The 24,939-nt window shown below is 50.8% G+C and carries 19 protein-coding genes; 8 read left to right on the forward strand and 11 right to left on the reverse strand.

Annotated elements, in window-relative coordinates; all coding sequences use genetic code 11:
- Window positions 1–49 precede the first annotated feature (49 nt).
- From ABD949_RS00985 to ABD949_RS01015, 7 genes are all read right to left on the reverse strand, one after another.
- Complete coding sequence (locus ABD949_RS00985) at window positions 50–934, reverse strand: aldose 1-epimerase family protein (RefSeq protein ID WP_345239739.1); 885 nt, start codon at window positions 932–934, stop codon at window positions 50–52.
- A gap of 87 nt (window positions 935–1,021) precedes the next feature.
- Entirely contained in the window at window positions 1,022–2,227 is a 1,206-nt protein-coding gene (locus ABD949_RS00990; protein ID WP_345239740.1) for an AGE family epimerase/isomerase, read from the reverse strand.
- Window positions 2,228–2,289: 62 nt separating this feature from the next.
- A complete protein-coding gene (lon, locus tag ABD949_RS00995) occupies window positions 2,290–4,773 on the reverse strand; it encodes an endopeptidase La (protein WP_345239742.1) in 2,484 nt (827 codons plus the stop codon).
- Window positions 4,774–4,952: 179 nt separating this feature from the next.
- Window positions 4,953–5,465 carry a DUF6702 family protein gene (locus ABD949_RS01000; protein ID WP_345239743.1) on the reverse strand — a complete coding sequence of 171 codons (513 nt, stop codon included), beginning with the start codon at window positions 5,463–5,465 and terminating at the stop codon, window positions 4,953–4,955.
- Between the two features lie 2 nt (window positions 5,466–5,467).
- Entirely contained in the window at window positions 5,468–6,784 is a 1,317-nt protein-coding gene (rseP, locus tag ABD949_RS01005) for an RIP metalloprotease RseP (RefSeq protein ID WP_345239745.1), read from the reverse strand.
- Window positions 6,785–6,938: 154 nt separating this feature from the next.
- A complete protein-coding gene (locus ABD949_RS01010; RefSeq protein WP_345239746.1) occupies window positions 6,939–8,105 on the reverse strand; it encodes a 1-deoxy-D-xylulose-5-phosphate reductoisomerase in 1,167 nt (388 codons plus the stop codon).
- Window positions 8,098–9,606: a GH3 auxin-responsive promoter family protein gene (locus ABD949_RS01015; RefSeq protein WP_345239748.1), complete on the reverse strand. Its 1,509-nt coding sequence runs from the start codon at window positions 9,604–9,606 to the stop codon at window positions 8,098–8,100. Before ABD949_RS01015 ends, ABD949_RS01010 begins: the two co-directional genes overlap by 8 nt.
- Window positions 9,607–9,787: 181 nt before the next feature.
- Between ABD949_RS01015 and ABD949_RS01020 the strand changes: the two genes are divergently transcribed.
- From ABD949_RS01020 to nadD, 6 genes are all read left to right on the forward strand, one after another.
- Window positions 9,788–10,813, forward strand: coding sequence for a rod shape-determining protein (locus ABD949_RS01020; protein ID WP_345239750.1), 1,026 nt, complete (start codon window positions 9,788–9,790; stop codon window positions 10,811–10,813).
- Between the two features lie 102 nt (window positions 10,814–10,915).
- Window positions 10,916–11,755 carry a rod shape-determining protein MreC gene (mreC, locus tag ABD949_RS01025; RefSeq protein ID WP_345239751.1) on the forward strand — a complete coding sequence of 280 codons (840 nt, stop codon included), beginning with the start codon at window positions 10,916–10,918 and terminating at the stop codon, window positions 11,753–11,755.
- The gene (locus ABD949_RS01030) at window positions 11,752–12,258 is read left to right on the forward strand and encodes a hypothetical protein (protein ID WP_345239752.1); all 507 of its coding nucleotides are present in this window, start codon (window positions 11,752–11,754) and stop codon (window positions 12,256–12,258) included. The genes mreC and ABD949_RS01030 overlap by 4 nt, the downstream gene beginning before the upstream one ends.
- Window positions 12,259–12,645: 387 nt before the next feature.
- A complete protein-coding gene (locus tag ABD949_RS01035; RefSeq protein WP_425576712.1) occupies window positions 12,646–13,239 on the forward strand; it encodes a sigma-70 family RNA polymerase sigma factor in 594 nt (197 codons plus the stop codon).
- Window positions 13,240–13,645: 406 nt separating this feature from the next.
- Entirely contained in the window at window positions 13,646–14,245 is a 600-nt protein-coding gene (gmk, locus tag ABD949_RS01040; RefSeq protein ID WP_345239756.1) for a guanylate kinase, read from the forward strand.
- 10 nt (window positions 14,246–14,255) lie between these two features.
- On the forward strand, window positions 14,256–14,828 hold the full coding sequence (gene nadD, locus ABD949_RS01045; protein WP_345239758.1) for a nicotinate (nicotinamide) nucleotide adenylyltransferase: 573 nt from the start codon (window positions 14,256–14,258) through the stop codon (window positions 14,826–14,828).
- Window positions 14,829–14,833: 5 nt separating this feature from the next.
- Here nadD and ABD949_RS01050 read toward each other — a convergent pair whose 3' ends face one another.
- Genes ABD949_RS01050 through cysS form a run of 3 tightly spaced genes read right to left on the reverse strand, consistent with a single transcriptional unit; the run spans window position 14,834 to window position 17,705 of the window.
- Window positions 14,834–15,220 carry a hypothetical protein gene (locus ABD949_RS01050; protein ID WP_345239760.1) on the reverse strand — a complete coding sequence of 129 codons (387 nt, stop codon included), beginning with the start codon at window positions 15,218–15,220 and terminating at the stop codon, window positions 14,834–14,836.
- On the reverse strand, window positions 15,217–16,206 hold the full coding sequence (locus tag ABD949_RS01055) for a M28 family peptidase (protein WP_345239762.1): 990 nt from the start codon (window positions 16,204–16,206) through the stop codon (window positions 15,217–15,219). Before ABD949_RS01055 ends, ABD949_RS01050 begins: the two co-directional genes overlap by 4 nt.
- 5 nt (window positions 16,207–16,211) lie before the next feature.
- Window positions 16,212–17,705, reverse strand: a complete 1,494-nt coding sequence (gene cysS, locus ABD949_RS01060) for a cysteine--tRNA ligase (RefSeq protein ID WP_345239763.1) — start codon at window positions 17,703–17,705, stop codon at window positions 16,212–16,214.
- 151 nt (window positions 17,706–17,856) lie between these two features.
- Here cysS and ABD949_RS01065 point away from each other — a divergent pair, with 151 nt between their 5' ends.
- Together ABD949_RS01065 and ABD949_RS01070 are read left to right on the forward strand one after the other, a co-directional pair.
- A complete protein-coding gene (locus ABD949_RS01065; RefSeq protein ID WP_345239764.1) occupies window positions 17,857–19,041 on the forward strand; it encodes a hypothetical protein in 1,185 nt (394 codons plus the stop codon).
- A 99-nt stretch (window positions 19,042–19,140) separates the two neighbouring features.
- Complete coding sequence (locus ABD949_RS01070; RefSeq protein ID WP_345239790.1) at window positions 19,141–20,061, forward strand: PfkB family carbohydrate kinase; 921 nt, start codon at window positions 19,141–19,143, stop codon at window positions 20,059–20,061.
- Window positions 20,062–20,122: 61 nt separating this feature from the next.
- Here ABD949_RS01070 and ABD949_RS01075 read toward each other — a convergent pair whose 3' ends face one another.
- Window positions 20,123–24,937, reverse strand: coding sequence for a hypothetical protein (locus ABD949_RS01075; RefSeq protein WP_345239765.1), 4,815 nt, complete (start codon window positions 24,935–24,937; stop codon window positions 20,123–20,125).
- Between the last annotated feature and the right edge of the window lie 2 nt (window positions 24,938–24,939).

Below are 24,939 nucleotides of genomic sequence, written 5' to 3' on the forward strand. Positions count from 1 at the left end.
TATGAAATAGACAATTTTGCTAGTAAACAAACAACAGGTCACTAGGCCTTTATTGGGCGTCATGCGGACTGATGCCGACAATGAAAGCGGCTTCAAATAGCTGGCCCGGATCTACCCGCTGAATGGCTTCTTTCTCCCGGATGTCAACCAACCGGCCTTCAGTATCGGCACAACCCAGCCAAGGCTCAATACACACAAACGGCGCACCCGGTTTGGCCCAGATACCCAGGTAATTGAAAGGTAGAAAGGATACCGAAACGATCTGGTCATGGTTAATACTCCGGATTGTCACCTGCCGGCTCGACAGGTTCTTAAATACCAGCGCATCCTGAGCAAACAGGTCTTGTGTGAGCGGCAGCCGTCGGTTGTGTATATGTACCGCTTGGGTTTCGCCGGTGAAGAAGCCCTCTTTAGAAAGCAGGTGTCGTTCCAGCGGCTCATCCAGTTCAAACTCCAGGTAATAGTCTTCGTAGGTTTCGTCCGGATAGAAAGGCACATTGAACGCCGGATGGGCTCCTACCGAAAAGTAGATGGGCTGGTCGTCTTCATTAGTCACCCGGTAAGCGACCTTCAGCAGCCGGTCTTCCAGCTCATACCAGATTTCATAATTGAATTGATAGGGATACGCTGCCAGGGTAGATTCATTAGCTCGTAGTGAAAACCGGGCGACTGTTTCCGATGAGTCGGTAAGGTCAAACGTCGAATGGCGGGCAAAGCCGTGGCGCTCCATAGGGTAGCGATTACCATCCACTACAATCTGGTTGTTCAGGCAGCCACCGACTACTGGGAACAAATTGGGGCCGTGCCAGGGCCAAACATCCGGATTCGCCTGCCAGAGGTGTTCAGTTTCGGTGGTTTTGTCGTAAATGGAAGCCAGTTCGGCTCCCTTCCATTGGATATCTATTCGGAGGTAGTCGTTTTCGAGGGTAGTCATGTCAGCAACGCTGGGGTGTTGGGCTTGCAATATACAGCTTACCCGTGATGCCATATAACGTAAGACACCAGGTTTTGAAAAGCGGGCTTATCGGTAGGTACGGGCATACCGGCTGGCCGGCTGTAGTAATGCACACTGGTCGAGCGTCTGCCATGTTTCATACAGGCACTTCACCAGATGGTAGCAACCTTCGGTAGGAGTGGCTTTGGCAGGGAGCACAGGCTGGCCTTTGGCATCAACGGCCGGGTACCAGCCCTGGTTAGCAGGATCGGCAAAGCTAGCGAACGTATAGTCGTGTACCCGCTTGAACCATTTGGGGCATTCAGGATGGTGCGTGTATAAGTAGCCTTTGATAAAAGCGGCCAGAGCCTCCAGGTGGATCCAGGCCATTCGGTGATTTACCGTCGGCTCCAGTACCGGCTGATCCTTCATATCGACCCACTGCACAAAACCGCCCAAAGCAGCATCCCAGGCCCACTCGGCCAGCCGTAGGCTCCAGGCTACCGCCTGCATGGAAAGCTTGCGGTTATTGGTTAGATGCGCCAGGTCCAGCAGGCAACCGACCGCCTGAAACGTCAGGCCAGGGCTTAGCCGACGCCCCTGAGGTGTGTTACTGAACGATCCTTCCGGTAATACGTATTCACGTAGCAGGTCGGCACGGCGGTCCGTAAACTCGTGCAGCAGTTCGTGCAACACATCACCAATGGCTTCTTTCCAACTCTCCTCGCTCAACAGTTCTTTAGTATCGAGGAGTACTTTCAGTACCGCTACCGGTTCGCTCAGATGCTGCCACTGCCGAAAACCGCCGAGGTCCTGTGCCTTTTTAGTTCGTACCGCCAGCCGCCGTCTCAGCAGATTCTGAAGCGTCTGTTTGGCCAGCATCGCCCATTCATCGTTAGCAGTAGCCTCAAATACCCTTACATATGCCTGCGCTACGGCACAATCCGGTAGTACATCCGCAGCCGGAGCCACCGGACGACCGCGCCGGTCCACTACGCTGTAGCAGTTTAGCTTGTGATCGTGGGCATAATTGGAGAGAAAGTTGGTACCGTGCAGGGCGTGCTCCAGATAGGTCGCTTTGGCATCGACCTGTTTGTAGAGAGTGGCAAACGCCCATACCTGTTGGGCCTGTAGCGCAATGGTTTTGTCGGCATCAATTGCCTCCCCGGTATTTGTCAGCACATTAAAGTATCCCCCGCAGGTTTGATCAGCACTATGCCTGAGCCAGAAGGGCGCAATTACACCCAGAAGCGTCTCCTGGTAGACGGCCGATAAGCGTTGGAACTCAAGCATGACTTAACAAACTGGAAGAAAGGAACAGCCCACAACCGGCTCGGTTGTGGGCTGTCAAAAAATTAGTATGCAGCTTTCTCTACCTCACGCTCTTCGGGCAGGATAAAATGCATGGGTTTGCTTACCTTGTGCGGCAGCAAAGCAATTTCCAGCACCTGATCCACATTATCGACATAATGGAATGAGAGATCCTTAATATAGGTCATATTGATCTCCTCCACATCTTTCCGGTTTTTGCTGCACAGGATGATTTCTTTCACCCCGGCCCGGTTAGCCGCCAGAATCTTTTCCTTGATACCACCCACCGGCAGCACCTTACCCCGTAGGGTAATCTCGCCCGTCATCGCCAGGAACGGCCGCACCTTGCGCTGGGTGTAGATAGAAGCCATTGAGGTTAGCATGGTAATCCCGGCCGAGGGCCCATCTTTGGGCACGGCTCCAGCCGGCACATGCACGTGCAAATCATAACAACTGAAGATGCGATAGTCAATAGCCAACTCTTCGGCATGCGCTTTCAGGTACGAGAGCGCCGTGATGGCGGATTCTTTCATTACCTCACCTAACTGGCCTGAGAGGGTCAGTACGCCTTTGCCCCGGCTCAGGCTGGATTCGATCATCAGGATCTCCCCGCCTACCTGCGTCCAGGCCAGGCCCGTTACCATACCGGCAATGTCATCGTCCGAATACAGGTCTTTATCAAAAATCTCAGCCCCGAGCATCTTCTGTACATCAGCGGGTTTGATCGTCCGCGGGTACTCTTCTTCCAATGCAATAGCCTTGGTTACTTTCCGGACCAAGGCACCAATCTTCTGTTCCAGGTTCCGTACACCGGACTCACGGGTATACCCTTCAATGATTCGCTGGATGGCTTTATCGTCAATAGTCAGATCTTTTGGCTTCAGGCCGTGATCTTTCCGCTGCTTTGGAATCAGGTATTTCTTGGCAATCTGAATCTTCTCCTCGACCGTGTAGCCGGCGATATCGATGATCTCCATCCGGTCACGCAGGGCGGGGTGAATGGTATCGAGCGAGTTGGCCGTGGCAATAAACAGCACCCGCGACAGGTCGTACTCTACTTCCAGATAGTTATCAGTGAATGTTGAATTCTGCTCCGGATCGAGTACCTCCAGCAAAGCCGACGACGGATCTCCCCGAAAATCGGAACTTACCTTATCAATTTCATCCAGAATAAACACCGGATTCGAGGAGCCGCATTTCCGGATGTTCTGCACGATCTTGCCTGGCATAGCCCCAATATAGGTCTTGCGGTGACCACGTATCTCAGCCTCATCGTGTACGCCACCTAATGCCATACGGCTGTATTTCCGGCCCAATGCTTTTGCAATGGAACGCCCCAGCGAGGTTTTACCAACACCCGGAGGACCGTACAGACAAAGGATCGGTGCCTTCATGTCGTTCTTCATTTTCAGAACGGCCAGGTATTCAATAATCCGCTCCTTTACTTTTTCGAGCCCGAAGTGATCGGCATCCAGAATCTTCTGCGCTCGTTTCAGGTCGAAGTTGTCTTTGGTGTATTCATTCCAGGGCAGATCAACCATCAGTTCGATGTAGTTCATCGTCACCGGGTATTCCGGAGCCATGGGGTTTATACGCTGAAGCTTGGAAAGTTCTTTATCGAAATGGGCCCGCGTCTCGGTTGACCAGCGCTTGTGATCCGCCCGAATCCGGATTTCCTCCAGGTCGCGGTCGGGGCTGTCCATGCCCAGTTCATCCTGTAACACTTTGATCTGCTGGCGCAGGAAATAATCCCGCTGCTGCTGGTCAATATCAGAACTGGCTTTAGTTTGTATCTCCCGTTTCAGTTCCAGCAATTGCACCTCGCGCAGCATATACTCCAGGAGCAATGTAGCCTGCTGGGCACCGTCGAGCAGCTCCAGCAACCGCTGTTTGTCCTGCACTTCGGCGTTGATGTTGGACGACAGGAAGTGCAGCAAAAACATCGGGCTCTCGATATTATCGAGGGCGATACGAGCCTCCTGCGGAATCTCAGGGTTCAAACGCAGAATTTTATAGGCGGCCTCCTTTACCGATTGAAGCAGCGCCTTACCTTCTTTCTTGTTGGCACCGGGGAAGTGGTCATCAATCTGCTTCACCGACGCGGCCATGTAAGGATCTTCCTGGGTTATCTGCTGAATTTCAAAACGCTTCTTGCCCTGAATAATGATCGTAATGTTACCGTCGGGTAAAGTAATCATCTTAATGATGTACGCGACGGTCCCCATACGGTACAGATCATCGGGAGCCGGTTCATCTTTTTGCTGGTTCAGTTGCGCCACTACCCCTATGATCCGATTACCCTTGTACGCCTTTTTGACCAGCCGGATAGACTTCTGACGGCCAACGGTAACAGGTATGACCATACCCGGAAACAAGACGGTATTCCGAACCGGCAGAATGGGCAGATCGGCCGGCAATTCATAATCATCATCTATATCTTCCGGCGCACCCAGTCGTACATCTACCAGGTCATCCAGATCAGTGTCAGTCAATAAGAGTCGAGTGGCTAATTCGTTGGTTAAGTTCATATAAGTATCTGCCAAAACGGCAGCTTTCTGCAAATTATGTCGGTCGAAAAAACGGCTATGGGTAAGGAGGAATATGTAATGCAAGCACTATGCCAGCGCCGGTACTACATAAACCAATTGGAGGCAGAGTTGTCCTGCAAAGTAATTAATTGAGAGAGCTTTCGAAAACAAATTTATTATTAGAGGGCGATTTCCTGCACCGGCTGATTTTTCCGGAACATCAGCGTTTTTTTCTGGCCCTGGTACTGTAGATTCAACAGGTTTACCTGGTCGTTAAAAAGCTCCATCAACACATCGTACTGAACCGTTCCGCCCTTAAATGGCTCGGGATGAGGCATCTCCAGATACACCCAGTTAGCGTCTCCCTCCGGCTCATGTCCCAGGTATTGAAACGGCTTCCGCTGCTTTTGGGGAGTGATAATGGCAAAATGCTTCCTAATGTATTTCTCAATCAGCAGATCATTGTTGTCATTAGCAGTCAGTTTGACCTTCTGCCCATTATTTTCCTGCGTCAATGCCGTTTCAAAGTCGTCGGTAAAAATACGAACACTAATCTCAAAGGTCTTCTCTTTGGCGTTGTACTGCATCTGGGTCAGACTGGTATGAAAGTCATGAAGCAAAAGTGGCCGGCTACCACTCAGGCAGCCAGCCAGCAACAGGATCACTATTGTTAGTATGACAGGGTTCTTCAACGTCAGAACACAGCTTTAAATACGTCATTGAAAATAGCAAAAGCCATCAGACCGAGCAGGATGACCATACCTACCCGCTGCGCAGCTTCCAGGAACCGGTCAGACGGTTTACGGCCCGATACAATTTCGTACAGCAGCAGCACCGAGTGGCCGCCATCCAGCGCCGGAATCGGCAAAGCGTTCATAAAGGCCAGGGCCATCGACAGCAGACCGGTAATAGCCCAGAACCGCTCCCAAACCCAAACGCCACCGAACAGGTTCTGCGCGATACCGATCGGACCGCTGATAGCTTTGGAGGCCGACACATCACCCCGAAAGATCTTACCGAAGCCCTTGATGTTATCATACACTACCTGAAACGCCCGCTGTGTACCGACAACCACTGCCTCACCAAATGTATATTCCTGCGTCGTGTATTTCAGCAGAAATTCAGGATAAAACCCAATAGTCCCCTCTGGCGTAACGGTTAGGTTCAGGGTAACCGGATTACCATTCCGCTCAACACCCAGGACGATGGGCTTGCCGGCTAATGGCTTTACCGCATCCTGGAATTCATGATAAAACCGAATCGGCCGTCCATTGACGCTGGTGATGATGTCGTCTTTCCGGAGACCTGCCCGGGCGGCCGGTTGGTCGGGTGCCAGTTCCTTTACCTTAAAAGGCTGAATGGGCTCAACAAACGGTCCGGCACTCTTCTTATCAGAAAGTTTTTCAATGAAGTTATTAGGAATGTACACATCCACCAACTGACCATTCCGTTCAACCGTGTAATAACTGTTGTTACCCAGGAACACATCTGAACTCCGGATGGCGTAGAAATCCGAAAAGGGTTTCCCGTTGATCTTAACAATTCTATCGCCCGTTTGCAACCCAATCTCGCGGGCCAGATCGTAGGCAACAATACCGTATTTAGCATCTTCGGCCGCCAGGAAGGTATTACCGTTTTTGTAGGTAAGGGCCACAAAAACAACGATACCGGTAATGATGTTGACAATAATTCCACCCAGCATCACGACAAGCCGCTGCCAGGCCGGTTTAGCGCGAAATTCCCAGGGCTTCGGGGGCGCTTTCATCTGTTCGGTATCAAGTGACTCGTCAATCATACCGGAGATTTTGACAAAGCCACCCAGGGGGACCGCTCCTAAGCCGTATTCGGTTTCGCCCCGTTTAATGCTGAATACTTTTGGCGGGAATCCAATGAAATACTGCTCAACCCGCATACCAAACATTTTGGCGGCCAGTAAGTGCCCCAGTTCATGCAGTCCCACCAGGATGGAGAGCCCCAGAATGAGCTGCCCCGCCATTATTAAAATTTCCATTCGGTTTAGTACACTAGAAAATAAAGAATTTACAACTTAAGGCGATCTGCGGTTCCTCAGCCACATAAAGATCAGCGTAATGACAATTCCGGCTATGGCTCCCCAGATCAGTGCATCCATGATACGTTTGTTTAGGTCAAACCACCTGTATCACTTAAACAAAACTTTTTACTTTTTCCTTCGCAACCCGCCGGGTTTCTTTGTCCGTCTCCACGTAATCTTCGTAACCGGGGCGACCAATGTAGTCGATTTTCAGCATACATTCCTCAATTATGTCGGAGATTTCCAGAAAACCAAGGGTGTCGTGCAGAAAGGCATCGACGGCTATTTCGTTGGCCGCATTAATGATGCAGGGCATGTTACCTCCCTTTGCCAGGGCATCGTAGGCCAGTTGCAGGTTCCGGAAGGTCTGGAGATCAGGCTGCTCGAAGGTTAGTTTTGGGTAATCAATAAAATTGAAACGCGGAAAATCGGACTTTAGTCTATTGGGATACCCCAGCGCAAACTGTATCGGCAGCCGCATATCGGGTAAGCCCATCTGCGCCTTTATGCTCCCATCCTCAAACTGCACCATCGAGTGAATAATACTCTGCGGATGCACCACGACGTCGATCTGCGCCGGTTCAAGCGCAAACAGCCATTTGGCTTCAATCACTTCCAGCCCTTTGTTCATCAGGGTAGCCGAATCGATGGTAACCTTGGCCCCCATGCTCCAATTCGGGTGCTTCAGTGCCTGCTCTCTTGTTACCGTCTGCAAAAACTCCCGCGTCTTGCCCCGGAACGGACCACCCGAAGCGGTCAGGATGATCTTCTCAATCGGGTTGTGAAACTCTCCAACCAGGCACTGAAAGATAGCCGAGTGTTCGGAATCAACGGGGTAGATATTAACCCCCTTCTCCTGCGCCAGCCGGGTGATGATTTCACCGGCCACTACCAGCGTTTCTTTATTAGCCAGCGCAATATGCTTACCGGCCTCAATGGCTTTGATCGTCGGCAGCAGACCGGCATAGCCCACCATCGCGGTCAGGACCATATCAATGCTGTCCATCTGCACTACTGAGGCTACGGCCTTATTACCGGCATAGACTTTGATGCCGAGCGGGTCGAGAGCGGCAAATACCCGGTCGTACAGGTCTTCATTGCAGATAACCACCACATTCGGCTTAACATCGGCCGCCTGTTCGATGAGCAAGTCGGCATTGTTGTGCGCGGTCAGGACCTCTACCTCAAATTCGTCGGGATGCGCTTTGATGACATCGATGGCCTGCGTGCCAATAGAGCCGGTGGAGCCAAGAATGGCGATATGGCGTTTCTTATTCATGTGATTGCTTCGCTATAGCCATCAGTCCTTCGGCGAGTTTCCGGTCGTTCGACAGGCGCGGGACCTTGTTCTGCCCACCCAGCTTACCCAGCGATTTCATGTAGTTACGGAAGGTGTCGCGCGGCAGCGTCGTTAGTTTTAGCGGTTGAAGAATACTGCCTGAGATTAGGTCGTCGTAATATACGTTTAGTTCAGCTAGCCGCGAATCGAGTTCACGAACAAACGCAGATACCTCATGCGGGGGCGTAGCAAACTCAATCAGCCACTCATGATGCGGTAAACCCTCCGCAGGGGCCACCATTGGAGCTACGGTAAACTCCACTACCTCTGTTTCCGGATGGCGCTCCATAGCGTACTGCAAGGCTTTCTCCACTTCTTCGCCGATGACGTGTTCACCAAAGGCCGAGATAAAATGCTTGATTCGCCCCGTCACCACCAGCCGATACGGGTCGCGGGACACAAACTTTACCGTATCACCGATTGAATACCCCCACAGGCCTGCATTGTTGTTGATGATTACGGCGTAGTTTTTCCCTAACTCCACTTCATCAATCGTCAGCCGGGGCGGGTTCTCGTCGAAAAACGATTCCGCCGGTACAAACTCGAAAAAAATTCCGCTGTCGAGCAGCAGCAGCAGACCCTCTTCCGTCTGAGTATCCTGGTAGGCTATAAAACCCTCGGAAGCCGGATAGGTTTCAATGGAGTCTACCTTTTTACCGATGGTCTCGAACAGCTTGGCGCGGTACGGCTCAAAATTGACCCCCCCGTAGACAAACAGCGAGAAGTGGGGAAACACATCCTTGATTTTCTTACCCGTTCGCTCCTGAATCCGGTCGAAGTACATCTGCACCCAGGGCGGTATCCCCGAGATCAGGGACATCGGCTGGTTTATCGTTTCATCGATAATGCGCTCCAGTTTGGTTTCCCAATCCTCAATGACGTTGGTTTCGTACGACGGGAGCTGGTTGGTACGCAGGTAAGCCGGTACGTGGTGGTTGACGATACCCGATAAGCGGCCGGTGTTAATGCCCCCCTTCTGGTCCAGCTCCGGACTGCCCGACAGAAAAATCAGTTTCTTATCCAGAAAGTCGCCGTTGCCTGTCTCGTAAATATAGTTCAGCAGGGCATCGCGGGCCGAGTTGATGTGGTTGGGGATGGAGTCTTTGGTAATCGGGATGTATTTGGTACCCGAGGTGGTACCCGAGGTCTTGGCCAGGTACAACGGTTTGCCTGTCCACAGGATGTCGGGCTCACCAGCAACAACTTTCTCGATGTACGGTTTTAGATCCTCGTAGTCACGGACAGGCACCGCCTGCCGGAAGTCTGCCACCGTCTGAATATCGCTGAACCGATGGTCGGCACCGAACTCCGTATTGCGGGCCTGACCAACCAGGTGCTGAAACCAGCGTTGCTGCGTTTCGGCGGGCCGGTACATCCACTCCTGCTGCCGCTGAACCACCCATCGCGCCAGCGGCCGGCTTAAAACCGAACGTATTCCCATAGTCACACAAAGGTAACGCTTTTAGGCGTTTCGCAGGACTTAGATATGACAAACCAACTGACTATCATCTTAAAAAAGTGTTAAATCACTGAAGACAACAGCGTGGTTTGTGGCTAATAATCCATATTTTTGCATCCTATTAGAAAGATAGACATTAATCGTTCTTTTGCACACGCCTAGAATGGGACTTTTCAATTTTTTAACGAGCGACATTGCGATTGATCTGGGTACTGCCAACACCCTGATCATTCACAAGGACCGGATTGTGGTGGATGAGCCTTCTATCATCGCTATGGACAAATCCAGCGGCAAAGTACTGGCTATTGGTCATAAAGCGATGCAAATGCATGAAAAAACCAATGAAAATATCAAAACAATTCGACCACTTAAAGACGGCGTTATTGCCGACTTTACTGCGGCCGAATTGATGATTCGTGGCCTGATCAAGATGATTGATACGGGCAGCCGGCTGTTTTCTCCCTCACACCGGATGGTTATCTGCATCCCGTCGGGCATTACAGAAGTAGAAAAGCGGGCCGTGAAGGATTCCGCTGAACACGCTGGGGCAAAAGAGGTTTATATGGTACACGAGCCCATTGCAGCCGCGATTGGTATCGGTATTGATATTACTCAGCCTAATGGTACCATGATTGTCGATATCGGCGGGGGAACTACCGAAATTGCCGTTATCGCCTTGTCGGGTATCGTTTGCGAGCAGTCGATTCGCATCGCTGGTGACGTATTCACGCGCGATATTGTTGATTACATGCGCCGGGAGCATAACCTGCTTATCGGTGAGCGCTCTGCCGAGCAGATTAAGATGGAAGTTGGTTCGGCCCTGCCGGAGCTTGATAATCCGCCGGCCGATTACGAAATTCGCGGTCGTGACCTGATGACAGGTATACCGAAGGAAATTAAGGTGACCTACAGCGAGATTGCCTATTCGCTGGATAAGTCGATTTCAAAGATTGAAGAAGCAGTGATGAAGGCGCTGGAGATTTCACCGCCGGAATTGTCTGCCGATATTTACACCAATGGTATTCACCTGACGGGTGGCGGTGCGTTGCTGCATGGCCTCGACAAGCGGCTGGCAGCGAAAACCAAGCTGCCGATCCACGTGGCCGACGACCCGCTCAAAGCCGTGGTGAAAGGAACTGGTGAGGTAATCAAGAACCTGGACATGTACAAGTCCGTTCTGATTAGCTAAGCAGGTAGTAAATCCTAAAATGAACCAAGCCGGATAGGTTTGGGCCTTTGGCTCAAACCTATCTCCGTTTAACAACACACGCCAACCTCCGTTCTGCTGTGCATGGAAGAACTCTTTGCATTTATTGCCCGTAGCCGCAATTTTATCCTGTTTGTGTTGCTGGAAGTAGTCTGTTTTTATTTCATTATCAACACCAGTAATTACTGGAGCGCCAGTTTTTTTAATACGTCGAATCGCTACGCGGCCCAAATGCTGTACTGGTCCAATGCCGCCCGTAATTACATGCGGCTGCGGCAAGTCAATGCCGATCTGGCGAGCGAAAATATGCGGCTCCACGCAGAACTCACGGAATTACAACAAAAGCAGCCGATAGCCCCTACTGCCTACCAGGCTGACACTATTTTTGCCAGGCGGTTTAAATACACCGTTGCCAAGGTAATTAACAACACCACCCAACTGGCCAACAACTACCTGACCATCGATAAAGGCACCGCCGAGGGGATTAAGCCCGGTATGGCGGTTATCTCGCCGTCGGGTATTGTCGGGAAGATCCGCTACTGCAATGAGCATTTTTCGGTAGCCACGTCTATTTTACATTCCGATTTTCGCATATCGGCCAAGCTGGTAAAAGCGGAGGAAATTGGCACCGCCCGCTGGGATGGCGTATTACCGGACCGGATGAAGTTATTCGATATTTCGCGGTATAAACCTGTCAGTAAAGGCGATTCGGTCGTGACATCGGATTATAACTCCGTTTTTCCGCCAGGCATCCTCATCGGTCGGGTGCGGAGTGTGGGGGTCCAGCCGAACCAGACCTTCCATGATATTAATATTGATCTGTCGACTAATTTTGGCAATCTTTCTTTTGTGTACGTCGTAGAGAACAGCCTAAGCAACCAACAGGATCAGTTACAGAAATTAGTTGACGCCGAACAAAAATGACCATTCGCGAGATCATCAATATCATTTTCCTTTTTATCCTTTATCTGGCGCTGCAAATTCTGATTGTCCGTAATCTGGTGCTGTTCGATTTCGCGTTCAGTTTCATCTATATCGCCTGCATTCTGCTGTTGCCCATTGAAACCAGTACCACGGCGCTCCTGCTTATTGGTTTTGCTACGGGCGTCATAATCGACACGTTTTATAATACGCTGGGTATGCACGCAGCCGCTACTGTTCTGATGGCTTATTTGCGCCCGCTGGTCGTTCGGATTCAGCTGGACCCAAGGGTACAAGAGTCGCGGCTGGTCTTTTCGTTGCAGGGCCTGGGCAGTGCCGCCTTTTTCCGGTATGTCTTTGTGCTGGCGCTGATTCATCACGCGGCCCTGTTTTATATCGAAGCCAGCAGCATTACGTTGTTCTTCCCAACCTTACTGCGTACCGTAGCGAGCAGTCTGTTCTCAACAATCTGTATAGTGTTGATTCAATTCTTTACCAGAAACTAGCTTTTCAGAGTTGCCACAGCAGGAAAACGCGGTGTTTTTCATCTAACGCTGATACCTTTTACGCGGCTCAGCGGCCACTTATCCAAACCTACTTGTTCTCTGACAAGTTGTCGCCTTTTTTGCGTTATTATCCCTAATGAGCCGGTCGGAGTGATTTTTGTTAGAAGGATAAAACATTGCGGTTCGTTTTTGCTTTATCCATTGAATAAGGTTTTGAATGCTGAGCAGGCTATCAATCCCGTCCTAATAACCAGTTACTGAGGCAAACAACCCATTTTTTGCATGAAACATCGCTACTCATTTTAGATCCGTATTATCAGGAACCCACCGGTAACCGGATAGACTTTAATTTCATTTCATAAATTTATGACGACGATGCCCGAACTTATGTCAGATACGCAACTCCAAGGGTATACCGAAGAACAAAAGCACCAGGTCTTCAACAAAGAGTTTATGCCCCACATAGACTCCATGTACAACTTTGCCTTCCGGCTGACGATGGATGAAGACGACGCCAACGACCTGGTGCAGGATACGTATTTAAAAGCGTTTCGCTTTATCTCTTCGTTTGAGCAGGGAACTAACGCCAAAGCGTGGTTGTTCCGGATTTTGAAAAACAGCTTCATTAACGACTATCGCAAGAAGAGTAAGGAGCCGGCAAAGGTTGACTACCAGGATGTAGAAACAACCTACAACTCCGATGAAGCTGCCGAAACCGAACACACGACGGACCTCCGCGTGGATACGGTGCAGGATATGATTGGCGACGAGGTAGCCAGTGCGCTAAATTCGCTGCCGGTCGATTTCCGGACGGTCATTATTCTCTGCGATATTGAAGGATTTACGTATGAGGAAATGGCTAAGATTCTCGACATTCCAATTGGAACAGTCCGCTCTCGGTTGCACCGCGCCCGGAACCTGTTGAAAGACAAACTCAGAGATTATGCTTCATCGATGGGTTACAATAAAAATGACGAGTAGTCGGAAACTTTTTACCCGGCATTATCGGTTCTAAAGTCAAGAAACATAGAGTTGTATATTTTTTGGAATTAATTTAATTTTTCCAATGTCAGGTTCATTGCGTTCGTCAGCTTCGGTAAGTATGGAAGGTATGTCTGAAGAGGTTCAGTCGGGTACAGCTCCCGTCAAAACCACTTGTGAACACCAGGCAGATTGCCTGAAGAGAATTCAGGCAATTTTGGATGGAGGGGCTACCGAAGAAGAAAAGGAGCACTTCAGATTGAACATGGATATTTGCCAGCCATGTATTGAGATGTATAAACTGGAGAAATGCATTAAAGAAGCACTCCAGGGTAAGATTGAGAAAAAGTGTTGTCCCGACAAAGTGGCAGCGGCAATCCGGTCTCAAATTGTAAGTTAAGCGGCATTGGAAGGCAAACTCATTATTTTTTCGGCACCCTCAGGTTCGGGCAAAACAACCATCGTCAAGCACCTCTTAGCCACCAACCCGAACTTCGGCTTTTCTATCTCCGCCTGCACACGTGACCGGCGCGGTCGCAGTGAACAAAACGGCAAAGATTACTACTTTCTGACTCCCGAAGATTTCAAGCAACGGATTGATAACGACGAATTCGTCGAGTGGGAAGAAGTATATACCGGAGCGTTCTATGGCACCCTGAAATCAGAGATTCAGCGGCTGTGGGACGAAGGAAAACACGTTCTGTTTGATGTTGATGTGCAGGGAGGACTTAAATTGAAACGCTACTACGGCGACCGCGCGCTGGCTGTTTTTGTTAAGGTACCCGATGAGGAAACGCTGAAGGCCCGGCTGATGGGCCGCGGTACCGAAACCGATGATAGCCTGTCGAAACGCTTATTTAAGGTTCACTTCGAGATGAGTTTCCAGGACCAATTTGATGTGATTCTGGTCAATGACAACCTGGACGAAGCCCTGAAAAAGGCCCAGAAGCTGGCCGACGACTTCATCTACGAATCGAAAGTGCCGCCTAAAGCCGTTGTGATTTAAAGAATGTAGCATGAAGATAGGCTTATTCTTCGGCTCATTTAATCCCATTCACATCGGGCATCTGATTATCGCCAACACCATGGCGACGTCCACCGACCTGGAGCAAGTCTGGTTTGTGGTCTCTCCCCAGAATCCTTTCAAAAAGAACAAGAGTTTATTGCACGAGTTTGACCGCTACGATATGGTAGAGCGGTCAATCGCGGACAACAGCCGGCTAAAAGTGACCGACATCGAGTTTTCGATGCCCCGTCCGAGCTACACGATTGATACGCTGGCCAGACTTCAGGAGAAGTACCCCCAGCACCAGTTTACCCTTATAATGGGGGAAGATAACCTGGAGCAGTTTGACAAGTGGAAGAACTACGACAAGATTCTGGAGTACTTTGGCCTGTACGTATACCCGCGCCCACGAGCGGTTGAAAGCCCCTATAAACACCACGCCAGCGTCCGGCTGGTCGAAGCTCCCCTACTGGATATTTCAGCTACGTATATCCGGGACTGTATCCGACAGAACCGCTCCATCCGATATATGGTGCCAGAAGTAGTAGAAGAGATGATTCTGCGCAAGAAATTTTACGTGTAAGCCAGTTACGGCAATCCGTTCTGAAAGGTCACTTCCGTAGCCAGACCAATAGCACCCATGCGAATAGCTACCGTTGGCGCGTTTGACTTGAGCCTGGTGTCCTCACAATGAGGCCCTTTTTCCAGAAAGTATATATAAAACTTTTGGGCCCGGTCGGCAATCTGGTTAATATCGGGACGACCCAGCAATTGACCAATTTCGTTGCTTGACCTTCCTTTCAGGTCCTGCTGAACGGCTTTCAGGTCAGGCACCAACATAGACCGCAAGCCATTACAGCCACCCCGGTCCTGTCGCCATTTGACTAAATCGAGCCGGCCGAGCCGGTCTGGAGTATCGCTGCAACTGGAAAAAAGTATTAGAAAGCTGCCGCCGTAAAAAAGAGCTTTTTTCATTCCTCGTTATACAAAACCTGTAACAACGTCTGACCTACCGCCTTTAGGGTGTTACGGTCGATGTTGCGCATATCATCCTCAATGGTGTGCCAATCTTCAAAGAAGGTGCGGTCGCCACTTGCGTTCAGATGAATAATGTCGATCATCGGTATTTTGGCAATGGTGTTTACCGGCACATGGTCATCCGTCAGCGTTGCGCCTAACTGGTCTACAAAGTACTGAGTATAGCCCAACTGACTGGCAACCTGCCAGACATTGTTAACCACGGTTGGTGCATACTGCATGGAGGTGCCTTCTTTCAGGAACGTAGCACCTTTCGCCCCTACCATATCCAGCAAAATTCCATAATAAGCGGAGTACCCTGGCTTGTGCGGATTTGCCGCCCAGTACCGGGATCCTAACAGAAACCCGCCGTACTCGTCGCTGGCCTTCTCGGAATTGCCCCAATCTTCAGCATCAAAAAAGATAATGTCTACACCAACGGAGGGCTTGTTCTGACTTTGCTGCAACGTACGAGCCAGTTCCAGTAACACCCCTACCCCACTGGCCCCGTCGTTGGCCCCAGGTACCGGCTTGTTCTGCGTACCTTTCCCCTCATCGGCGTTTGGCCGGGAGTCCCAGTGCGATGCCAGCAGGATTCGTTTAGCGGCCTGGGGGTTAAAACTGCCGATGATGTTGCGGGAGTTTAGCTTTTTACCGTCGTATGTCGTGGCGGTGAACGGCTGCTCCGTAACCTGCCAGCCGTACTCTTTGAGTTTCGCAACCAGGTAATCACCGGCTCGCTGGTGCGCGGACGTATTGGGTACCCGGGGACCGAAAGCCACCTGTCGTTCGATGTAGGTGTAGGCCGAATCGGCATTAAAGGCCGGAGCCGGAGCCAGCTTTACCTGTTCCGATTTGGTCTCGTTCTGGTTCCGTCTGTTCTTACAAGCTCCGAGTGCCAGCACCATCGCCAGCAGGTAAATCAATGTGATCTTATTAAACATAAACATTATTCTTCGTAAGCCCAGTCGATGCGATGCTTCATGTCTTTAATTACCAGCCCCTGTGCCTTGAAGTAAGCACGAATCTGATCTACCTTATCGTATTGCTTCTGCACCTTATACTCTTTGTACAGGTCGAGCATCCCGTCGATAAGCGCATCGCCGTTTTCGTTTCGCTCCTCCTTCAGGCCCAGCACGTCTTCGGTAAAACCGACAAACGTATCCCGCAACAGGTTAAAGGCTTCCCGACCCACGGCCGATGGCAGAAGTTGGTTCATGTACAGCTGATTGATTTTCTTCAGCAGATTAAACAGGTTTGCAATGGTGACAGCCGTATTCAGGTCGTCGTTCATGGCATCAAAGCAGCCCTGGCGAATCTTCTGAATCTCGGTCAGGTGGGCTTCTTCCGGCGTAGAACCCTCCTCGATGGTAAACTCCATGCTTTTCACAATCCGGAGGCCATTGGCCAGCCGCTTGTAGCCTTTGTGTGCGGCTTTTAAAGCTTCATTGGAAAAGTCCAGCGTACTGCGGTAATGGGATTGCAGCATAAAGAACCGCACCGTCATAGGCGAGTAAGCCTGCTCCAGGAGGGGGTGACTGCCGGTGAACAGCTCACTCGGCAGGAAGGAGTTTCCCAACGACTTACTCATCTTTTGGCCGTTTACTGTCAGCATATTGGAGTGCATCCAGTAACGGACCGGGTCTTTACCGGTGAGGCCATTGCCCTGCGCAATTTCACATTCATGATGCGGGAACTTGAGATCCATACCACCCCCATGAATGTCAAACTGGCTGCCGAGGTATTTCGTACTCATGCAGGTACACTCCAGGTGCCAGCCAGGAAATCCATCACCCCAGGGTGACGGCCACCGCATGATATGTTCCGGTGACGCATTTTTCCAGATAGCAAAATCCAGCGGATTACGCTTTTCGGACTGGCCATCCAGTTCGCGGGTTTCGTTCAGCAGATCCTCCAGAATGCGGCCGGAAAGCTTTCCGTAATTACCACCTTCTTTGTTATACGCACTTATGTCGAAGTAGACCGAGCCGTTCGATTCATACGCCAGCCCCTGATTGATCAGTTTCTTTACCGCTTCAATTTGCTCCACCATATGGCCGGTCGCGGTTGGCTCCACGCTCGGCGGCAGGATGTTGAAGATTTCCATGATCTGGTGGAAATCATTGGTGTAGCGCTGCACAATTTCCATCGGCTCCAGCTTTTCCAGCTTGGCCATCCGCCCAATTTTATCTTCGCCCTCATCGCTGTCGCCCACCAGGTGCCCTACATCGGTAATGTTACGCACGTAGCGGACTTTGTAGCCGACATACGTCAGGTAGCGAAACAGCGAATCAAAGGTGAGAAAGGTTCGGACGTTACCCAGGTGAACATAATTGTAAACGGTAGGTCCGCACACATAAAGGCCAATATAGGGCGGGTTAATGGGCTCAAACGGCTCCTTCTGCCGGGTAAGCGTATTGTATAATTTGACAGGTTGTGACATTCGATGCAGCAATGAAATTCCGAGCCTGAACACCCGTAGCCAACAGGCGTTTTCGGTGGGTGCAAATCTACGGAATGTTGACCGTAAATCGACAAGTCGTCCCCTTTTCACTATATTTGCCGCTTTGATTTTCAAGCCACCACCGTTTGCTATGCAGCTTGTTGATGTGGGTACCAATCTAACACTACGGAAAGAGTTCATACAACTTCCGGTCCGTTTATATAAAAACGATTCGTGCTGGATACGGCCCCTGGACGATGATATTGAGGGGGTTTTTGACCCTAACAAGAACAAGTTTTTCAAAAACGGTGAGTGTAGCCGCTGGCTGCTGCTGGATGATGCCGGCAAGACCATTGGCCGGGTAGCCGCTTTTGTCAACTTCGAAACGGCCAGCCTGAACAATGACCAGCCGACGGGCGGTATGGGTTTTTTCGAGTGTATCGATAATCAGGCAGCCGCATTCCGCCTGTTCGACGCCTGCAAAGAATGGCTGGTAAGCAAAGGGATGGAAGCCATGGACGGCCCCATCAACTTTGGAGAACGGGATCGCTGGTGGGGCCTGCTGGTGGAAGGGTTTGATAAGGAGCCGAACTACGGTATGCCGTACACCAAGCCGTATTATGTCCCTTTCTTTGACCAGTATGGTTTTAAGGAGTATTTTGGGCAGCTTACGTTTTACCTGCCGATGCCGGAAGATAAAGTACGGCAGATGATCCACCCATCCGTCTTTGAGCGGGCCCAGCGGATTCTGAACTCACCGGATTACGAGTTTAAGCATATTGAGAAAGCTAAGCTGGATAAATACGCCGAGGACTTCCGGACCATCTACAATAAAGCCTGGGCCAAACACCTCGGCGTAGGCGATATGTCGGTGGAAAAGTCACGTGCGATTATGAAGCGCATGAAGCCCATTCTGGAGGAAGAGCTGGTCTGGTTCGGTTACAGCAATGGCGAGCCAATTGCCTTTTTTATCATGTTGCCGGAGCTGAACCAGATTTTCAAGCACGTCAACGGCAAAATGAACCTCATGGGCAAGCTGATCTTCCTCTATCACAAACTCCGGAAGAAGAACGAGAAGGCATTTGGCCTGGTATTCGGTGTGGTGCCGGAGTTTCAGGGACGGGGTATTGAGTCCGCCATTGCTATTGCCTACTCAAAGATTTGCTGGACAAAAGACTACCAGTATAAACATTTGGAATTAAACTGGATTGGTGATTTCAACGTCAAGATGGTTCGGGTCTCGAAGATGTTCGGCGGTGTCGTCAACAAAAAACACATCACCTACCGCTACCTCTTCGACCGGACAAAAGAGTTCAAACGCCATCCAATTATTTAATTGTTTCAAGTTTCAGGCTTTAAAAGTTTCAAATTAAAGCAGCCTGAGCCCAAACCTGAAACCTTTGAAACCTGGAACTTGAAACTTGAAACAAAAGAAATGAGCTTACTAACCATTGGATCGGTAGCGTTCGACGCCCTGGAGACGCCCTTCGGGAAGACCGACAAGATTATCGGCGGGGCCGCCACGTTTATTACGTTGTCGGCGTCTTATTTTACAAAGCAGAATAACCTGGTAGCGGTTGTCGGTGGCGATTTTCCGCAGGAGATGATCGACATTCTGGTGCAGCATGGCGTCAATACCGAGGGCCTGCAGATCCGCGAGGAGGAGAAGACGTTCTTCTGGTCGGGGCGTTACCACAACGATATGAACACCCGGGATACGGTGGAGGTACAGCTCAACGTGATGGAGAACTTCGACCCCGTTATTCCGGAGTCATACCAGAACTGCCGGTACCTGATGCTGGGGAATACCGCGCCGGCTATTCAGAAAACCGTTATTGAACGCATGAAAAGCCGGCCCAAGCTGATCATGCTCGATACCATGAACTTCTGGATGGAAATAGCCATGGACGACCTGATGCAGGTGCTGCCGCTTGTTGATGTGGTGACGGTGAATGATGAAGAGGCCCGCATTCTGACCAAAGAATACTCGCTGGTACGGGCAGCTGCTAAAATCCAGAAAATGGGTCCTAAGACCGTTATCATCAAGAAAGGCGAACACGGAGCCCTGCTCTTCCACGAAGACCGCATCTTCTTTGCGCCAGCCTTACCACTGGAGGAGGTATTTGACCCCACTGGGGCGGGTGATACCTTTGCCGGTGGCTTTATCGGCTACCTGGCCAGCACAGACGATACCTCTTTTGACAACATGAAGCGGGCGATTATCTACGGCTCCGCCATGGCCTCTTTCTGCGTGGAAAAATTCGGTGCCGAGCGTATCATAAACCTCACCGCCGACGATATCCGAAAGCGCGTCAGCGAGTTCGTCCGCCTGTCGGCCTTCGGGATTGAGGAGTAGGCAGTAGGCAGTTCTCAGTAGGCAGAGTTATATATCCACTGCCCACTGAGAACTGCCTACTTTAAAACCCTTCCTTCTCCTCCTCTTTATCCTTTTTCTTCTCCTCTTCTTTTTTCACCACCTTAGCGGCCGGGGCTTTGGGGGCGGCTTTGGTTCTGGTCTTGTACTGATCAAGGTAGCGATCCACAAATATAACCTTCTCATCCATGCCGGCCGATACGACACTCAGGCTCGACCGCTTTTTGGAGCCAGCCGTAATGCGGTCATTTAGCTCCTGATCGGAGGTAACTATGGCCAGCTGACCGGGCCGGTAGTCGTAGAAAAACCAGATATCCGGTGATGATTCGAGGTAGATACTTACCTCATCGCCGGCCGCGCCTTTCCGGATCTCCACAAAGCCGTCCATCTGGGCGTTTATATCGGTCAGGTTCATGTTGGATACGCCTACTTTGCCCGTACTGTAGAAGGCATTATACTTCTCCGACCAGCGCAGGTTAACGTTCGACAGTACCATCATGGCATTGAGCTTCGGCGCAGCCTGCACCAGCGGCACGTGTTGATTCTGCGCTTTGATCCGGTACTCTTCAACCGCCTTCTGCCCAATGATTGGGTTCAGCTTGTCGGAAAGCCGGTTCAGGTCATCCTCGGCAGCCTCATCGTTTTTTTCCTCCAGATTTGCCTTCACAATCTTTTCGGCAATAACTGTATTGAGCTGTTCGGCCATCGGGAAATTAAACAACATGAAGGTGTTGAGTCGGTAGAGGGCACTGTCGATGTTGATCCGGGCAGAACCAGTGGCTTCTAGGTAGTTGTTCGGTGCGGTATTCATCAACGTCAAAGGACCCTTAAAGGCCATGACTCCTTTATCATCGTTGAACGTAAAGGCACCTTCCACGTCATCCAGACCATCCGCAGTTTTTGAAATAATCCGGAAAGCCTTTTCTTTCGGATCATACCGCATGATGCCGGTCGCCGTGAAGATGTCCTCGTCTTTTGGATCTTCCTTGGCCGACAGAAACGTCGGGTAAAGACCCGTACTGCCAATGCGGTAGTGAATACCCGCTACCAACGGCTGATCGCCTTCGTTTTTCAGGTTCTTGTCCACTTTAATGTCAATGGACTCAACCACTTTTTCTTTAAACGGTATCCAGCCGCTCACCAGCGTTGGCCGCTTCTTGAGCGCCGGCATAATGTAGCCTTCTATGGCCAGATCCTTCTCCGGAGCCTGCATGGCAATGCTGCCCTTAAACTGCATTTTCGGGGCCAGGATCAGCTTATCATCTTCGGCAATCTCCGCCTTAGCTACCGAGAAATAAGTCATTAATGGCTTCTGACTGCTTCTGCGACGCGCTGAACGAGTATCGGCAACGGGGGCATTTGACGCCAGTACCGGTGCTTCTTTCAGATCGAAGCTGCCCATCTTGATACTCGCCGTGTCGCCGGCAGCCGTGGCAAACTGGTAGGTACCATCACCGGAGAAACGGGTACGCGACAGGATTTTGATGTTTCCGTTTTTCAGGCGGTGATGCAGACTCACGGTGTCCAGTTCCAGCCGGGCCTTCTTCAGTTCCATCATCTCACCGTTCCGTTTAATAGACACCAACCCCTTATCCGGGTAGATGCGGGCATCGGCGGAAGTAACATAGGGTACACCGCTGATGTTCAGGGCCATTTTTTCCACCTCATACAGGGCCGCCGTTCCATTGAACGACAGTCCTTCCTGTTCCTCGGCAGTGGCAGTGAAGGAAGACGTTTTTACGTCGCCCTTCATCGCAATCGTTTTCGCATTCATGTTCCACTGGGCCCGGTTGATGGAGGTTTTGTAGCCGGCAAAGGGAAACTCGAAGCTGGATTGCAGCGTATCGTCAATGCTATGCCCTTTTTTGTTGATAGCCAGGTTAACAATGCCTTTCACCTGATTAAAGTCGACATCCACATCCTTCCCAACCAGAATAGGCTTGCCGGCCTGCTTGTCGGTAAGGATTTTCAGGTCTGCATTGTCGGCCAGAAAGCCTTCCTTATTGAACTTAAAACTTTTTGATACGGCTTCAACATCTTTCCGGCTCAGGCTGCCATTACCAAATAAACCCGTTGACCGCAGCACCAGATGACCCTCCAGATTGGTGGTTCCGTTGTAGAACTTGAAACTGTTCCCTTTGGTAACGATGGCCATGCTATCCAATTTAGGCCACCACTTCATGCTGAAGTCGTTTAACTGTGCCCCCGGAAAATACCCTTTTCCTACAGTACCCTCCCGGATTTGACCCGACTTACCCGTTGCTACCACCGAATCCTGCATGAATAAAAGACCATCCGTTTTCAGCGTAGCCGTCAGGTGATTCAGCGTGCCTGCTGCCTGCAGACCCTCTTTGTTCATGATAAGCTCTCCCGCAAACTTCACGTTAGATTTACTGCCATAAACGGGGTAGCCGGCCGCCGGCGCTTTGTGTACGAAACCCAGGGTATTATCGGGCATCGTTTTTAGCTCAGTCTTAAACGGCGGGAAAATACCATCCGAATGGAATGTGCCACTGAACGCAAGGTCTGCCTTACCAATACTATCATTATCAATGGCCGGAATTTTAAGGTATACTTTTTCGGTATACGTCCGGTTGCCCCGCTCCGGCTGGTTAAAATAGATCGTTACCCCCTCGGGCATAACTAGCCGCTGGGTGGTCTTTTTACCTTTTACGTTGCCCGATTTGTTGTCGGCGCTCCCCAGGAAAATGGTACCCGATTTATCGTATTTAATATCCCCGCCAATTTCCCCGGACTTTCCCTGAGCGGCCAGCTTTTTAGGAGTAAAGGTGATGGAGTCGATTTTGCTGAGAGCCATAGAGAACTTGTCGTAATCAAACGCCAGATCCCGGCCCGAATAGCGGAAAGTACCCGCTTTCAACTGGCCATTCAGCTTAAAAGACCGCCCTTTACCAATGCGCAGTGTTTTATCACTCGGCATCCCGAAAATCTTCAGGGAGTCGCTGATAACGAACCGCTCAACACCACGCACGGTCAGGAAATTATCTTTCAGGTCGATAGTAGCATTTTTGGTACTGTCGTTGGATACGAATACCGACTGGAACTGAAAGTTGTCGTAGTCACCCTTTTTGGCGTAAGCCAGTACGTATAGAACGCCCTTACGGCTCAGCCGCATCCAACCCGAATTAGGGTCCTGGATAATGTACCCCTCCCGCACCATCCGGTCCAGGGCTCCGCTCAACGATTTGAAATTCACTTTAGCGAATTGCGCCAGATCGTCCGGCAAAAACGTCTGTGTTTTCTTGGTGGAAATATAATTGGCAGCAATCTGCAGCGGGTGGAAGCCGTAATCGACCGAGATAGTAGTGTACCGCTGCGGGTCAAAATAGTCGAATGACTCTAAGTGGATAGGCACTTCGCGTTTAGCACCAACCTGGTAGAAATCAACTTTCCGGCGCGGCAGGTCCCACCGCACTACCTCGGGTTGGATGTAAAACTTATGGTAGCTATCGGCGTAGGGCACTTTGCCATAGCCCAACCGGTCAATTTTGTTCAGCCAGGCAATGCGCTCCGTACGGTTAAACTTAAACTGCACCGCCGGATGGGTAACAGAATCCGTTTCCACATACCCGGCAAAAGAAGCTACCGGAGCCGTGATGAGCGAATCGACAAACTCGAACCGGCGGCTGGTTGCCCGGAACGCTGGTTTCCCGTTATGTTTGACGATCAAGACAGAAAGCTGCCCACTGGCCGAAGCCCCAATAAGCTGCATACCCGACAGCGCCAGACCACCCTTATAATCGATATCGGTACCAAGACCCGGCATGGCTACATCACTTTGCCAGGACATAAACCGTGGGTATGTAACCGGCTGGTTGGGACCCCGCTTTTTGCTAAGGTATTCAAAAACGCCTTTAATGGGTTTAGCGCCCTGCCCCATGGTTAGTGTCACATCGTCTGCTGCGATGCGGGGGCTGATGATGGGGAAGCTATATTCATCCATCGTGACAAAGATGTCTGGTCGCCCTGCCAGCTCCCAGGTAAACTTTCCGCCTTTTCCAACCCATATCCCGTCTTTCAAGAGGACATTACCGCTGGTCTCCGATAGTACGGCAGAGTCACCGTTGGCTACCATGACCAATGTACTGTTGTTCAGGGTTAGTACGGCTCCGGTTACAGTGGGTATCGGCCGCTTCTGCGGAATAAAAACCTGGCCAATCGGGCGGGTCTTACCTGAATCAAGGGGGATCGGATCATCCCAGCCATCAAAACGGCTGGACTGGGCAGCCGGTGTGGCGGTGGTACTCTCGGTCTCAGTGGTTTTTCCATCTGCCTGGGTACTGATGGCGTTACCGGCGGCATCTAAGTACCGAAAGGAAAGGGTTCCACCGTGTGCATATAGCTTGTTGTAGTTACCGGCGTAAAGTTGCCGGGTGCTGAGAAAAAGTCGTACCGTCTCCAGCGCCTTGGCAAAAACCTTTGGATCGTTACTTTCAAACGTTTTCTCAGCGATGGTCAGCAGGTTATCGAGCTCCTGCGCCGATACGGCTGGCTGCTGCGTATAACTGGCGTGGTACAGAGACAGAGCCTCGTAAAACGGCGTAAAATGAGCGACCGGCTGCAGGCGTTTGGCGTTCATCTTCCGGCTGAGTGCCATAATCCGCTCCCGCTGCTGTGGGGTAAGACGGCTGTCCTCCCACAGAGCCTGCAGATTTTTCTGCGCCCTCGCGGATACGGGTCCGCCGGTAGCCATCAGCTTCTGCAGTTCACCCATAAACTGCTCCGGTTTATCAGAAAGCCGGACGGCCTGGCCGTATACCGGTGAGAATACCGCAAGGCTTACACTGATTACAAGTGTGAGTATGCCAGCGGTGGAGGGCATGTAAAAACGTTTCATAA

It is taken from the genome of Nibrella saemangeumensis (assembly GCF_039541915.1).
In the GTDB taxonomy this organism is placed as follows: Bacteria; Bacteroidota; Bacteroidia; order Cytophagales; family Spirosomataceae; genus Nibrella; species Nibrella saemangeumensis.